Below are 13,440 nucleotides of genomic sequence, written 5' to 3'. Positions count from 1 at the left end.
TCAGCGATTGAGGTTCTTGTACGCAAGCTTTGCTTCCTTGCCGTGCACGGGGGAGTCCGCGGGCAGGGTCTCGCCCTTCTCAGCGCGGCGCACATCGACGATCGTGCCGATGACGAGCGCGACCGAAATGGCCCAACTGGCCCACGCGAGGGCCTGACGCCACGTGAATGTCTCGCCCTCGCGCAGCGCGCGCAGAAGCGTGAGTCCGCTCGTGACGGCGGAGAAGAGTCCCGTGCTGAAGACGTATGAGCGCATGATCCTACGCTAGCGCCACCCGGGCCCGGCGTGGCATGGCAGTCGCGATAGCCTGATCGAGCATGTAACCGACATGGGAGGGCCCGTGCCTGAAGCCGAGTTCGTTGTAGTTGCCAATCGCCTGCCCGTCGATCGAGTGCCTGGAGCACACGGGGATGACGTGTGGCGACGTTCCCCGGGTGGCCTCGTCACCGCCCTCGAACCCGTAATGAAGAAGGCGGACGGAGCGTGGGTCGGGTGGGCCGGCGGCGCCGATCTCGACCTTGAGCCCTTTGAGTTCGACGGCACGGTGCTCGTTCCCGTCCGGCTTTCCGCAGAGGACATCGAGCTGTACTACGAGGGAATGTCGAATGACACTTTCTGGCCGCTTTACCACGACGTCATCGCCGCACCGCGATATCGGCGCGTGTGGTGGGACTCCTACGAGCGCGTAAATCGGCGGTTTGCCGAGGCGGCAGCAGAGGTTGCCGCCCCGGGTGCCACCGTATGGGTGCAGGACTATCAACTGCAGCTGGTTCCCAAGATGTTGCGCGAGCTGAGACCCGATCTCACCATCGGGTACTTTCACCACATTCCGTTCCCGGCATATGGCCTGTACTCGCAGTTGCCGTGGCGCAAGCAGGTTCTCGAGGGATTACTCGGGGCCGATGTCATCGGGTTCCAGCGTGTCGCTGACGCGGGAAACTTTGCCCGCGCTGTGCGACGGCTCTTCCGCTACGAGACACGGGCAAGCGGCGTCAATGTGCCGCAACCGGACGGCACTACCCACACCGCACTCGCGAAGGCGTTCCCGATTTCGATCGATGCGGAGTCATACGTAGAACTGGCGCGCAGGCCCGAGGTGCAGCAGCGGGCAGCCGATATCCGACGTGAGCTCGGAAATCCGCGGAAGATCTTGCTCGGCGTCGACCGTCTGGATTACACCAAGGGGATCCGTCATCGGCTCAAGGCCTTCGGCGAATTGCTTGAAGACGGCGAGATCAACGTGGAAGACGTGACTCTGGTGCAGGTGGCCAGCCCCAGTCGCGAGCGCGTCGAGGCGTACATGCAACTCCGGGACGAGATCGAGTTGACCGTCGGTCGTACCAACGGAGACTTCGACACCATGGGCCACACCGCGATCCGCTATCTGCACAATTCGTACCCGCGGGAAGAGATGGCAGCGCTCTTCTTGGCCGCCGATGTCATGCTCGTCACGGCCCTGCGGGACGGGATGAATCTCGTCGCCAAAGAGTATGTTGCAGCGCGCACCGACAACCGTGGGGTGCTCGTGTTGAGCGAGTTCGCCGGCGCCGCCGATGAGCTCACCAGCGCCGTGCGCATCAATCCGCACGACATCGACGGCATGAAGGAGTCCATCATGCGGGCGATCGACATGCCGGCCGCCGAGCAAGGCAAGCGCATGCGTGCGCTGCGCAAGAAAGTGCGGGAGAACGACGTCGCGAAGTGGTCGGAGTCTTTCCTGTCCGCTCTCGCCGATGCCCGGACGATGCGTAACGCGAGGAGCGCGAAGCGATGACCGCGCACTACCAGTCCGCTCTGAGCGGTGTCTCCCACGCGGAGCGGTTGCTCGTCGCCCTCGATTTCGATGGGACGCTCTCCCCGCTCGTGGATGATCCGATGAGTGCACGAATGTTGCCCGCCGCCCGTGCGGCGGTCGAGTCGCTGTGTCAGAGTCCTGACACGATCGTCGCGCTCGTCTCGGGTCGCAGTCTCGTAGATCTGCGTGTGATCGCTGAACACGATGACGAATCCGTGATCCTCCTTGCCGGGTCACACGGGGCTGAGTTCTGGCTTCCGGGCGAAGGAATCGCCAGCCACGGAGAGCATGACGAAGATGTGCAGCTTCGCAACCGGCTTCATACGCTCGCTGTCGAGGCGACGGCACACGTTGACGGGGTATGGATCGAGCCCAAGACGTTCGGGTTCGGTGTGCACACGCGGCGTGTCAACCCACAGCATGCGGCGGACGTACACCGCATCGTCGACGAACTGGTTGCTCGCGAGGCGCCAACCTGGCGCAGGCGCAGCGGTCACAACATCGTCGAATATGCCTTCCGCCACGAAGGGAAGGACTCGGCGGTCGCGGAATTGCGTGCACGGACGAACGCGACGGCCGTGTTGTTCGCAGGAGACGACGTCACCGACGAAGACGCACTGGCTACGCTCGGCCCGCTGGACCTCGGAGTCCACGTGGGCGCACCGCCGAGCGCCGCATCGATCTGCGTGCCCGATATCCCCGCGTTCGCGGAACTTCTCGACACGCTGGCGGCAGAACGTAGCCGCGCACGGGAATAGACTTCGAGAATGCCTGAGCAGCACAACGACATCGACATCAAGCCGCGCAGTCGCGTGGTCACCGACGGCATCGAAGCCACCACGTCGCGCGGAATGCTCCGTGCCGTGGGCATGGGCGACGAGGACTGGGAAAAGCCACAGATCGGCATCGCGTCCAGCTGGAACGAGATCACGCCGTGCAACTTGAGTCTCGATCGTCTCGCGCAAGGGGCGAAGGAGGGTGTCCACTCGGGTGGCGGATACCCGCTGCAATTCGGAACCATCTCGGTGTCGGACGGCATCTCGATGGGGCACGAGGGCATGCACTTCTCGCTCGTGTCGCGCGAAGTCATCGCAGACTCCGTCGAAACCGTCATGATGGCGGAGCGTCTTGACGGATCGGTTCTGCTCGCGGGCTGCGACAAGTCGCTGCCGGGCATGCTGATGGCTGCCGCGCGCCTCGATCTGGCCAGCGTCTTCCTCTACGCGGGCTCGATCGCCCCGGGCTGGGTGAAGCTTTCCGACGGCACCGAGAAGGAAGTCACGATCATCGACTCGTTCGAGGCTGTCGGTGCGTGCAAGGCCGGTGCTATGAGCGAAGAGGATCTCAAGCGCATTGAGTGTGCGATCGCGCCCGGCGAAGGCGCGTGCGGTGGCATGTACACGGCCAACACCATGGCGTCTGTTGCAGAGGCGCTCGGAATGAGCCTTCCGGGTTCGGCTTCGCCGCCCTCGGCCGACCGTCGACGTGACTACTTCGCGCATCGTTCGGGCGAGGCTGTGGTGAACATGCTTCGCCTCGGCATCACCGCTCGCGACATCATGACGAAGGAAGCTTTCGAGAACGCAATCACGGTGGCAATGGCGCTCGGCGGTTCGACGAACGTCGTGTTGCATCTGCTTGCCATTGCTCGGGAAGCTGAGGTCGACATCACCCTCGATGACTTCAACCGGATCGGCGACCGGGTTCCTCACCTCGCCGACATGAAGCCGTTCGGCCGCTACGTCATGGCCGACGTCGATCGGCACGGCGGCCTGCCGGTCATCATGAAGGCGCTGCTCGATGCCGGGTTGCTCCACGGCGACGTGCTCACGGTGACGGGAAAGACCCTTGCTGAGAATCTCGCTGCGCTCAACCCCGACCCGCTGGACGGTGAGGTCATTCGCACGCTCGACAACCCGATCCACGAAACCGGTGGCATCACCATCCTGAAGGGTAGCTTTGCACCCGAGGGGGCCGTGGTGAAGACCGCGGGCTTCGACGCATCGGTGTTCGAGGGGCCCGCCAGGGTCTTTGACCGCGAGCGAGCCGCGATGGACGCCCTTACGAACGGCGAGATCGTCGCAGGTGACGTTGTCGTGATCCGTTACGAGGGACCCAAGGGCGGACCGGGTATGCGCGAGATGCTCGCCATCACCGCGGCCATCAAGGGCGCGGGCCTCGGAAAAGATGTACTACTCTTGACGGACGGCAGATTCTCAGGCGGCACAACCGGCCTGTGCATCGGCCACATAGCACCCGAAGCGGTGGACTCCGGTCCGATCGCCTTCGTGCGCGATGGTGATCTGATACGGGTCGATATCGCGGCTCGCACTCTCGACCTACTCGTCGACGACGCAGAGCTGAACTCCCGCCGCTCCGGCTGGGAGCCCCTTCCTCCGCGCTATACCCGTGGCGTCCTTGCCAAGTACTCTCGCCTGGTCGGCTCTGCAGCGCAGGGCGCGACCACCGGGTGACCCGGCTACAGACAACCGTTCTTCTCTCGTTCTGAGGACTCATCATCATGCCTGCCGAATCCGCGACGGCCGTTCCCCGGCCCCCCGCACGCACCGCATCCGCGCCTGTGCTCACGGGAGCACAGGCGGTCGTCCGCTCGCTTGAGCTGCTCGGCGTCACCGACGTGTTCGGTCTGCCGGGCGGCGCCATCCTTCCCGTCTATGACCCGCTGATGGATTCCACCGACCTGCGCCACATCCTCGTGCGCCACGAGCAGGGTGCCGGTCACGCTGCCGAGGGCTACGCCGCGGCATCCAACAAGGTCGGCGTCGCGATCGCGACCTCCGGTCCGGGCGCAACGAACCTTGTGACCGCGATCGCCGATGCCTACATGGACTCGGTACCGCTGGTGTGTATCACCGGCCAGGTGTTCTCGACGCTCATGGGGACGGACGCGTTCCAAGAGGCTGACATCGTCGGCATCACCATGCCGATCACCAAGCACTCCTTTTTGGTGAAGGATGCCAGCGAGATCCCGGGTGCAATCGCCGCTGCTTTCGAGGTCGCCTCGACTGGCCGGCCCGGTCCCGTGCTGGTTGACATCACCAAGGACGCGCAGCAGGCCGAGGTGCCCTTCGTGTGGCCGCCGAAGATCGACCTTCCGGGATATCGCCCGGTCACCAAAGCCCACGGGAAGCAGATTCAAGCCGCGGCTCAGTTGCTTGCCGAAGCCAAGAAGCCGGTGTTGTACGTCGGCGGTGGTGTTATCCGGGCACAGGCATCGGCAGAGTTGTCGGCTCTCGCTGAGACCACGGGCGCCCCGGTTGTCACCACGCTGATGGCGCGCGGCGCGTTTCCGGACTCCCACCCGCAGCACCTGGGTATGCCCGGCATGCACGGCACCGTCCCCGCCGTGCTCGCACTGCAGGAAGCTGACCTGCTGGTGTCGCTCGGTGCGCGTTTCGACGATCGGGTCACCGGTAAGGCGTCGCTGTTTGCGCCGCACGCCAAGGTCGTGCACGTTGACATCGACCCCGCAGAGATCTCCAAGATCCGCACTGCGGACGTCCCCATCGTGGGCGACTTGAAGGATGTTCTGGTCGACCTCGAGGTGGCGTACCGCGCGGCGGCAGACGATGTTGCACGGGACACCGACGAGTGGTGGGCGTTCCTTGACGGCCTGCGCGACGAGTTCCCGCTCGGATACGCGCCGACGACGGACGGCTTACTGGCACCCCAGTACGTGATTCAGCGCATCGGTGAGCTCACCGGCCCCGAAGGCGTGTACGCCGCTGGCGTTGGCCAGCACCAGATGTGGGCGGCTCAGTTCATCAAGTATGAGCGTCCGAACGCCTGGCTCAACTCGGGTGGCGCGGGCACGATGGGCTACTCCGTGCCGGCCGCGATGGGCGCCAAGGTGGCCGAACCGGATCGCCATGTGTGGGCGATCGACGGTGACGGTTGCTTCCAGATGACCAATCAGGAGCTCGCGACCTGCGCGCTGAACAACATTCCGATCAAAGTGGCGATCATCAACAACTCGTCGCTCGGGATGGTGCGGCAGTGGCAGACGCTGTTCTACGACGGTCGCTATTCGCACACGCACCTCAACACCGGCCACGGCACGGTGCGCATTCCCGATTTCGTGAAGCTCGCCGAAGCGTACGGGTGCCTCGCGATCCGCGTGGAGAAGGAAGAAGAGGTGGATGCTGCGATCGCCCTCGCACTCGAGACGAACGATCGCCCCGTGGTCATCGACTTCGTGGTGAGCGCTGATTCGATGGTGTGGCCCATGGTGCCGCAGGGCGTGAGCAACAGCTACGTACAGTACGCCCGCGACCACGCGCCGGTTTTCGAGCAGGAGGACTGAAATGTCGAGTCATGTGCTGAGCCTCCTCGTGGAGGACAAGCCGGGTCTTCTCACGCGCGTCGCCGGGCTCTTCGCTCGTCGCGGCTTCAACATCGAGTCGCTGGCCGTGGGTGTCACCGAGGTTCCCGGACTTTCGCGTATCACCGTCGTGGTTGACGTCGACCAGTTGCCCCTCGAGCAAGTCACCAAGCAGTTGAACAAGCTCGTCAACGTCCTCAAGATCGTCGAGCTCGACTTCTCGACGTCGGTGCAGCGTGAACACATGCTCGTCAAGGTGCGCGCCGACAACTCGACACGGTCGAACGTGCTCGAGGTCGTCAATCTGTTCCGCGCGTCCGTGGTCGACTACGCACCCGACGCAATCGTCGCCGAGATCACCGGTGACAAAGGCAAGATCGACGCCTTCTTGCGCGCACTCGAACCGTTCGGCATCAAAGAGTTGGCCCAGTCGGGTTTGCTCGCCATCGGTCGCGGTGGCAAAAGCATCACCGAGCGCGTGCTCCGCGGCTGATCCGCGGCATCCGATTCCACACGAACCCCGATATCAAGGAGAAATACGAAGATGGCTGAGATTTTCTACGACGACGACGCAGACCTGAGCATCGTCCAGGGCCTGAAGGTCGCGATCGTGGGCTATGGCTCGCAGGGTCACGCCCACGCGCAGAACCTGCGCGACTCGGGTGTGCAGGTCGTCATCGCGCTCAAGGAAGGGTCGAAGTCGACCGAGAAGGCGCAGGACGAGGGCTTCGAGGTCAAGAGCGTCGCGGATGCCGCGGAGTGGGCTGACCTGATCATGATCCTCGCGCCCGACCAGCACCAGCGTTCGATCTACACCGACAGCATCAAGGACAAGCTGACCGCCGGCAAGACCCTTGCCTTCGCGCACGGATTCAACATCCGCTTCGGTTACATCGACGCACCCGAGGGCGTCGACGTCATCCTGGTCGCGCCGAAGGCCCCGGGTCACACGGTGCGTCGCGAGTACGTCGCTGGGCGCGGCATCCCCGACATCATCGCCGTTGAGCGCGATGCATCGGGCAACGCCTGGGCCACGGCCCTGTCCTACGCCAAGGCCATCGGTGGGACGCGCGCCGGCGTCATCAAGACCACGTTCACCGAAGAGACCGAGACCGACCTGTTCGGCGAGCAGGCCGTGCTGTGCGGCGGTGTCTCGCAGTTGGTCCAGTACGGCTTCGAAACGCTCACCGAGGCGGGCTACCAGCCGCAGATCGCCTACTTCGAGGTTCTGCACGAGCTGAAGCTCATTGTCGACCTCATGTGGGAGGGCGGCATCGCCAAGCAGCGTTGGTCGGTTTCTGACACAGCTGAGTATGGCGACTACGTCTCGGGGCCGCGCGTGATCGACCCTCGCGTGAAGGAGAACATGCAGGCGGTGCTCGCCGACATCCAGTCGGGTGCGTTCGCCAAGCGGTTCATCGACGACCAGGACAACGGCGCCGTCGAGTTCCAGGAACTCCGCGAGAAGGCTGCGTCGCACCCGATCGAAGCGGTTGGAAAGGACCTGCGCTCGCTCTTCGCATGGAAGCAGCAGGACGCCGACTACATCGAAGGCAGCGCCGCGCGCTGATCGCAGACCCTCGACGTCACCCGTCGAGCTCGGCTTTTGAAGCCACACGAGCCCGGTCCCTACAAGGGGCCGGGCTCTTGGCTTGGGTGGCGGAACGCGCAGGTCGACACCGATAGCCTGAGTGTCGTGTCATCGCTGTCTTCCGTCCCCGTCGAAATCGCCGTTCAGGATGCCGTGGGTGCGCGCTCTGCTCTTGCGGCCGGTGCGCAACGGCTCGAGCTCTGCCAGGCGCTCGAGGTCGGCGGCCTCACCCCTTCGCTGGGCCTCATCCAAGCGACGTGTGAAGCGGTAGACCCCGCCGCGGTTTTCGTGCTCGTGCGCCCCCGGCCGGGCGGATTCGTGTACTCGGACGAAGAGGTGGACGTTGTCACGGCAGATATTCACGCGTGCGTTTCTCGAGGCGTGGGGGGAGTGGTGGTCGGCGCATTGGATGCCGGTGGTGCTGTGGACACAAAGGTCGTGCAGCGGTGGCGGGATGCCACGGGCGACGCCACTCTGGTGTTCCACCGGGCGATCGATGCGTCCCGGGATCCACTGGAGTCTCTCGCACTGCTCGTCGACGCAGGGGTGAACCGCGTCCTGACCTCTGGAGGAGCACTACGAGCGATCGACGGCGTCGAGACGTTGGCGGCGTTGTCCGCGCAGGCGAACGCGCGAGTCGAAGTGATGGCCGGTGGGGGAGTTTCGCCGACGGACATCCCAGCCCTCGTGGCGGCGGGCGTCGACGCCGTGCACCTCTCGGCGCGTCACCGCGTCGGTGAGGACGCGCCCGCGGGGCCCGGGGGCGGCACCAGTACGGGCCACGACGCCACCGACGTCGCCCTCGTGCGGCAGGCAGTTGCTTTCGCCTCGCGCTGATCGAATGCCCGGGCGAAGTACGCTGGGGGAGTGAGTTCCGAACGCGACGATGCCCTGCGGTGGGACGGCGACGATGATCCCACTCTCGATGCCGCTGCCGCCACCGCGCCGGTAGGCCCCGCAGGAGAGGTGCCGCCAGCAGTGGAGGCGCCGCTGGCCGACAACGTGCACCCCGCCAAGAGCGTGTCCGCCGGCGCCGCGGAAGAACGCGAGAACCATGCCGTGACGTCGACGTCGCACGAGGCGGCCGCGCAGGCGCCGCTGGGCAACGCGGCGTTAGTGACGCTGGGCGTTGTGGGCGGTGCGTATGCGCTGTACACCGTCGGCTGGGTGATCGGCGGCCTCCGTTTGCAGGGGGTGGCACAGTATCTTGTGGCCGATGTGATGTTCGTCGGCAGTCTTTGGCTCGCGGTGATGGCGCCGGCACTGTGGTTCGGGACGACATTCGTGCTCACACGGAACACCGCGACCTGGATCCGTATTCTGTGCTTGGTCGCCGGGCTCGCGTTGTTGGTCCCGTGGCCATTCGTCATGATTGGGGCGTGGGGGCAGTGATGTCGACGAATTCGGATGCCACGCCATCGCGCCACGGGGCACCCACCTGGCTCGTGACTGCGATTTCTGGCGCATTCGGGCTGTTCTTCGCGTACGCGATGTGGAACGCGATCAGCAACCTCGTCCAGACGGCTCAGGTCGCGGGGGACCTCGGATTGAGTCTGAACGCGCTCGGTTGGTTCTTGTGGATCTTTGCGGCGGCCTTCCCGCTCCTGGTGTGGGCCGCGGCGTTCGCCCTCGGTCGACGACGCCCTGCGACCGTGTTGGCACTCGTCATGGTGACGGGCCTCGCACTGGTCGCCGTCTTCTGGTTGAACGTTGTCGCATACTCCACCCTCAACACCACCCAGCTCGTCGGCTGACACCTGCCGTCACACGGGCAGGGGCCGTGATCTGTCGCGCTAGGCTGGTCGAGGCCCCGCCCCGAGGATGTGTGGCGCGGTATCCGTCGTTCATGCCGTCGCGCACTGCCCCAAAGGAATTCATCCTGTGACGAAGCCTGTCGTGCTCATCGCCGAAGAACTTTCCCCTGCCACCATCGAGGCGCTCGGCCCCGACTTCGACGTGCGCCACGTCGACGGTACCGACCGCACGGCGCTCTTCGAGGCTTTGGCTGTCGCCAACGCGGTGCTGATTCGCTCGGCGACGAAGATCGACGCGGAGGCACTGGCAGCAGCGCCCCACCTCAAGGTCGTGGCGCGCGCGGGCGTCGGCCTCGACAATGTCGATATCAAGGCCGCCACGACGGCCGGTGTGATGGTGGTGAACGCGCCGACGTCGAACATCATCTCGGCCGCCGAACTCACCATCGGGCACATCTTGTCGCTTGCGCGTCGCATTCCGGCGGCGCACGCCTCTTTGGCTGGTGGCGCGTGGAAGCGCAGTTCGTACACCGGTACGGAACTCTTCGAGAAGACGGTCGGCATCATCGGTCTCGGTCGCATCGGTGCGTTGATCGCCGCTCGCCTGCAGGGATTCGACATGCGCGTGGTTGCGTACGATCCTTATGTGACGAGCGCTCGCGCTCAGCAGTTGGGTGTCGAACTGTTGTCGCTTGATGAGCTCCTCGAGCAGAGTGACTTCGTCACGATTCACATGCCGAAGACCCCAGAAACCACGGGGATGATCGGCATCGATCAGCTCCGCAAGATGAAGCGCACCGCGTGCGTCATCAATGTTGCTCGCGGTGGCCTGATCGACGAAGAAGCCTTGTTCAAGGCGCTCACCACCGGTGAGATCGCCGGCGCCGGACTCGATGTCTTCACGACCGAGCCGCCGGCTGAGGGTGGTTCTGCGCGCATGCTGCTCGATCTGCCCAATGTCGTCGTCACCCCGCACCTGGGTGCGTCCACGGAAGAAGCACAGGAGAAGGCGGGCGTATCGGTTGCCAAGTCGGTCCGCCTCGCGCTCGGCGGAGAGCTCGTGCCGGACGCCGTCAACGTCGCGGGCGGCGTCATCGATCCGTATGTGCGCCCCGGCATCCCCCTGGTCGAGAAGCTGGGCCAGATTTTCGCCGCCCTCGCGCACTCGCCGCTTACGAGCCTCGACATCGAGGTGCACGGCGAGCTGAACGGCTACGACGTGAGTGTGCTCAAGCTCGCGGCACTGAAGGGCGTCTTCACAAACATCGTGAGCGAGTCGGTCTCGTACGTAAACGCGCCTCTGCTGGCAGAGCAGCGAGGTGTTGAGGTCCGTCTGATCGTGGATGACCAGAGCGAGGAGTACCGAAACGTGATCACGTTGAACGGTGCACTCTCGGACGGATCGCAGTTGTCGGTTTCGGGAACCCTGACGGGAACCAAGCAGATCGAGAAACTGGTGGGCATCAACGGCTACGCGATCGAATTGCCGATCGAGCAGCACCACGTGGTGATGGTGTACACCGACCGCCCGGGAATCGTTGCGGTGTACGGGCAGAAGTTCGGCGAGGCTGGCATCAACATCGCCGGCATGCAGATCGCCCGCCGCGAAGCAGGCGGTCAGGCGCTGTCTGTGCTCACGGTGGACTCGCCGGTGTCTGACGAACTGCTCGGCGAGGTCAGCTCGGCCATCGACGCCGATCTGTTCCGCCAGATCGAGATCACCGAGTCCTGAGAGAGCACTGAGTCCTGAGTCAGGGGCGGCGCTTCACCGCCGCCTCGACAAGGGTGATGAGCGTATTCATCGCTGCACCGCGAGGGACCGGGCCGGCAATTGCTGAACCGGCGAGAGCGTTGTTGTAGTACAGGCCGTCGCTCACGAGCATCACCAGATCGTGGGCCGATTCGTCGGCCACGTGCGGTCGGATGGTGTCGCTCCATCGCCTACGCACATCGTGCAGCACGCCAACCGCGGTCGCATTGCCACTTTGCGCAAGCCGCGACACCGCGATGAGTGTGCGATCGAGCGCGCTGCTTTCCATCGCCGATGAACGAAGAAAGTACGCAACCGGGCCTTCGTCAGCGTTCGTGATGGCCGCGATGTCTTCGTCGACGAGACCGACCAAACGCTCAAGCAGTGCCGACTCCAGAGCGTCCTTGGTGCCGAAGTGGTACAACAGGCCGCCCTTCGACACGCCAGCAGTACGCGCTGTGGCATCCATGGTTGCTGCGCGTTCACCCTCGTCGATCAGAATCTGCTCGAACGCATCGAGGACTTTCTCTCGCGCGAGGGGTGGGCGACTCATGGTCTCGATGGTATCCATCGTGTTGACGCGCATCTGATACTATACCGGCTGGACGGTATAGAAATAGAGGATGCCATGACGACCGCGACGCCGACTCGACCCATTACGCACGCCGATGGCGCCCGCGTGGGATGGCGGGGATGGGCTGCCCTGGTCGTGCTGATGTTGCCCGTGCTGCTGGTCTCCGTCGACAACACGGTGCTGAGCTTCGCGCTTCCCGCCATCGCGCTCGACCTGGAACCCACATCCGCGCAGCAGCTCTGGATCATCGACGCATACCCCCTCGTTCTCGCGGGATTGCTGGTGACGATGGGGTCTCTCGGCGACCGTTTCGGCAGGCGCCGGATGCTTCTGATCGGCGCGACCGGCTTCGCCGTCGTGTCGGTTCTCGCCGCGTTCGCGCCGACGGCAGGATTGCTGATCGTCGCGCGGGCGGCGATGGGTGTGTTCGGTGCGATGCTCATGCCGTCGACGCTGTCGTTGTTGCGGAGCATCTTCGTCAACCGAGATCAGCGCCGTTTGGCAATTGCGGTATGGGCGGCCGCATTCTCGGCTGGTGCGGCGCTCGGACCGATCGTCGGTGGCGTGCTGCTCGAGCAATTCGCATGGGGCTCGGTGTTCCTCATGTCGGTTCCCGTACTTGTGCCGCTTTTGGTCCTCGCGCCCCTCCTGGTTCCTGAGAGTCGGGATCCTGCACCAGGTCGCATCGATCTGTGGAGCATCGTGCTGTCTATGGCAGCGATGGTGCCGTTCGTATACGGGATTAAGGAAGCAGCGGTGCGCGGCCCCAGTGCGCTCGCCATCGCTCTCGTCATCTCTGGTGCTGTGGTGGCCGCGATCTTTGTCCGACGGCAACGCGCGCTCGCCACACCGATGATCGACGTCGCGTTGTTCCGGCGCGGCACTTTCAGCGGCGCGTTGCTTGTGAACCTCCTGAGCGTGATCTCACTGGTGGGGTTTCTGTTCTTTGTCACGCAGCACCTGCAGTTGATCGTGGGACTCTCGCCGCTGCAGGCGGGGCTCGCCTTGGTGCCCGGGCTTGTCGCCATGATCGCGTCCGGCTTGGCTGTGGTCCCCGTCGCAAAGCGGTTCCCCGCCCGCGTGATCGTGCCCGTGGCACTCGGGTTCTCGGTCATCGGCTACCTCGGCGTGGCGGCGTCCACGGGCAGCATCACGCTGCTGGTGCTCTCCTTTGTGTCGTTGGGTATCGGGATCGGGGCCGCAGAGACGGTGTCGAATGAACTGGTGCTGGCGAGCGCTCCGCCGGAGAAGGCCGGTGCCGCGAGCGCGGTGTCCGAAACCGCCTATGAACTGGGCGCAGTGTTGGGCACGACCCTGCTCGGCGGTGTGCTCACCGCGCTGTACCGAGCCAACATCTCGCTTCCCGTAGGGGTCACTGCCGAGTCGGCGGGTGCTGCCAAGGAGACGTTGGCGGGAGCCGTGCACGCTGCTGATCAGACCGGGGGAGCACTGGGGACGGCGATTGCCGATGCCGCTGCGGCGGCGTTCGATGCCGGTGTGACCGTCACATCGCTCATCGGCGCGGGACTCGTCGTGCTCGCCGCTGTCGTTGCGGCCACTACCCTGGGAGGGACCCGCGCGGCATCCGCCGACAAGCGCTGAGCGTCAGCGGGTGAAACTATGGAGAAGGAGCG

13 protein-coding genes are annotated in these 13,440 nt (G+C 64.7%); 11 read left to right on the top strand and 2 right to left on the bottom strand.

The annotated features are described in order from the left end of the window. Positions 1–255, bottom strand: a complete 255-nt coding sequence (locus tag ON062_RS03045; protein WP_274645654.1) for a hypothetical protein — start codon at positions 253–255, stop codon at positions 1–3. Positions 256–340: 85 nt separating this feature from the next. Between ON062_RS03045 and ON062_RS03040 the strand changes: the two genes are divergently transcribed. The 10 genes from ON062_RS03040 (at position 341) to serA (ending at position 11,214) form a co-directional block, all read left to right on the top strand. Beyond that, on the top strand, positions 341–1,774 hold the full coding sequence (locus ON062_RS03040; protein WP_274645653.1) for a trehalose-6-phosphate synthase: 1,434 nt from the start codon (positions 341–343) through the stop codon (positions 1,772–1,774). Further along, positions 1,771–2,553: a trehalose-phosphatase gene (gene otsB, locus ON062_RS03035; RefSeq protein WP_274645652.1), complete on the top strand. Its 783-nt coding sequence runs from the start codon at positions 1,771–1,773 to the stop codon at positions 2,551–2,553. The genes ON062_RS03040 and otsB overlap by 4 nt, the downstream gene beginning before the upstream one ends. 9 nt (positions 2,554–2,562) lie before the next feature. Then, positions 2,563–4,269 (top strand): dihydroxy-acid dehydratase, encoded by a 1,707-nt coding sequence (gene ilvD / locus ON062_RS03030; RefSeq protein ID WP_274645651.1) that lies wholly within the window; start codon positions 2,563–2,565, stop codon positions 4,267–4,269. Between the two features lie 47 nt (positions 4,270–4,316). After that, positions 4,317–6,119, top strand: a complete 1,803-nt coding sequence (locus ON062_RS03025; RefSeq protein WP_274645650.1) for an acetolactate synthase large subunit — start codon at positions 4,317–4,319, stop codon at positions 6,117–6,119. Between the two features lies 1 nt (position 6,120). After that, the gene (gene ilvN / locus ON062_RS03020) at positions 6,121–6,630 is read left to right on the top strand and encodes an acetolactate synthase small subunit (RefSeq protein ID WP_274645649.1); all 510 of its coding nucleotides are present in this window, start codon (positions 6,121–6,123) and stop codon (positions 6,628–6,630) included. 51 nt (positions 6,631–6,681) lie between these two features. Beyond that, on the top strand, positions 6,682–7,707 hold the full coding sequence (gene ilvC / locus ON062_RS03015) for a ketol-acid reductoisomerase (RefSeq protein ID WP_274645648.1): 1,026 nt from the start codon (positions 6,682–6,684) through the stop codon (positions 7,705–7,707). Positions 7,708–7,833: 126 nt separating this feature from the next. After that, a complete protein-coding gene (locus ON062_RS03010; protein ID WP_274645647.1) occupies positions 7,834–8,565 on the top strand; it encodes a copper homeostasis protein CutC in 732 nt (243 codons plus the stop codon). Between the two features lie 30 nt (positions 8,566–8,595). Next, positions 8,596–9,120 (top strand): DNA polymerase III subunit gamma/tau, encoded by a 525-nt coding sequence (locus ON062_RS03005; RefSeq protein ID WP_274645646.1) that lies wholly within the window; start codon positions 8,596–8,598, stop codon positions 9,118–9,120. Further along, entirely contained in the window at positions 9,108–9,482 is a 375-nt protein-coding gene (locus ON062_RS03000; protein WP_274645645.1) for a bacitracin resistance protein, read from the top strand. The genes ON062_RS03005 and ON062_RS03000 overlap by 13 nt, the downstream gene beginning before the upstream one ends. A gap of 127 nt (positions 9,483–9,609) precedes the next feature. Next, entirely contained in the window at positions 9,610–11,214 is a 1,605-nt protein-coding gene (gene serA, locus ON062_RS02995) for a phosphoglycerate dehydrogenase (RefSeq protein WP_274645644.1), read from the top strand. A 19-nt stretch (positions 11,215–11,233) separates the two neighbouring features. Here the strand turns inward: serA and ON062_RS02990 are convergent, their stop codons facing one another. After that, positions 11,234–11,785: a TetR/AcrR family transcriptional regulator gene (locus ON062_RS02990; RefSeq protein ID WP_274645643.1), complete on the bottom strand. Its 552-nt coding sequence runs from the start codon at positions 11,783–11,785 to the stop codon at positions 11,234–11,236. 75 nt (positions 11,786–11,860) lie between these two features. Here ON062_RS02990 and ON062_RS02985 point away from each other — a divergent pair, with 75 nt between their 5' ends. Then, positions 11,861–13,408, top strand: coding sequence for an MFS transporter (locus ON062_RS02985; protein WP_274645642.1), 1,548 nt, complete (start codon positions 11,861–11,863; stop codon positions 13,406–13,408). The last annotated feature ends 32 nt before the right edge of the window (positions 13,409–13,440 follow it).

The organism is Microbacterium sp. C7(2022) (assembly GCF_028823665.1).
Lineage (GTDB): Bacteria > Actinomycetota > Actinomycetes > Actinomycetales > Microbacteriaceae > Microbacterium.
The sequence above is the reverse complement of the archived record's forward strand: the minus strand, read 5'-3'. Positions and strand labels throughout refer to the sequence as shown.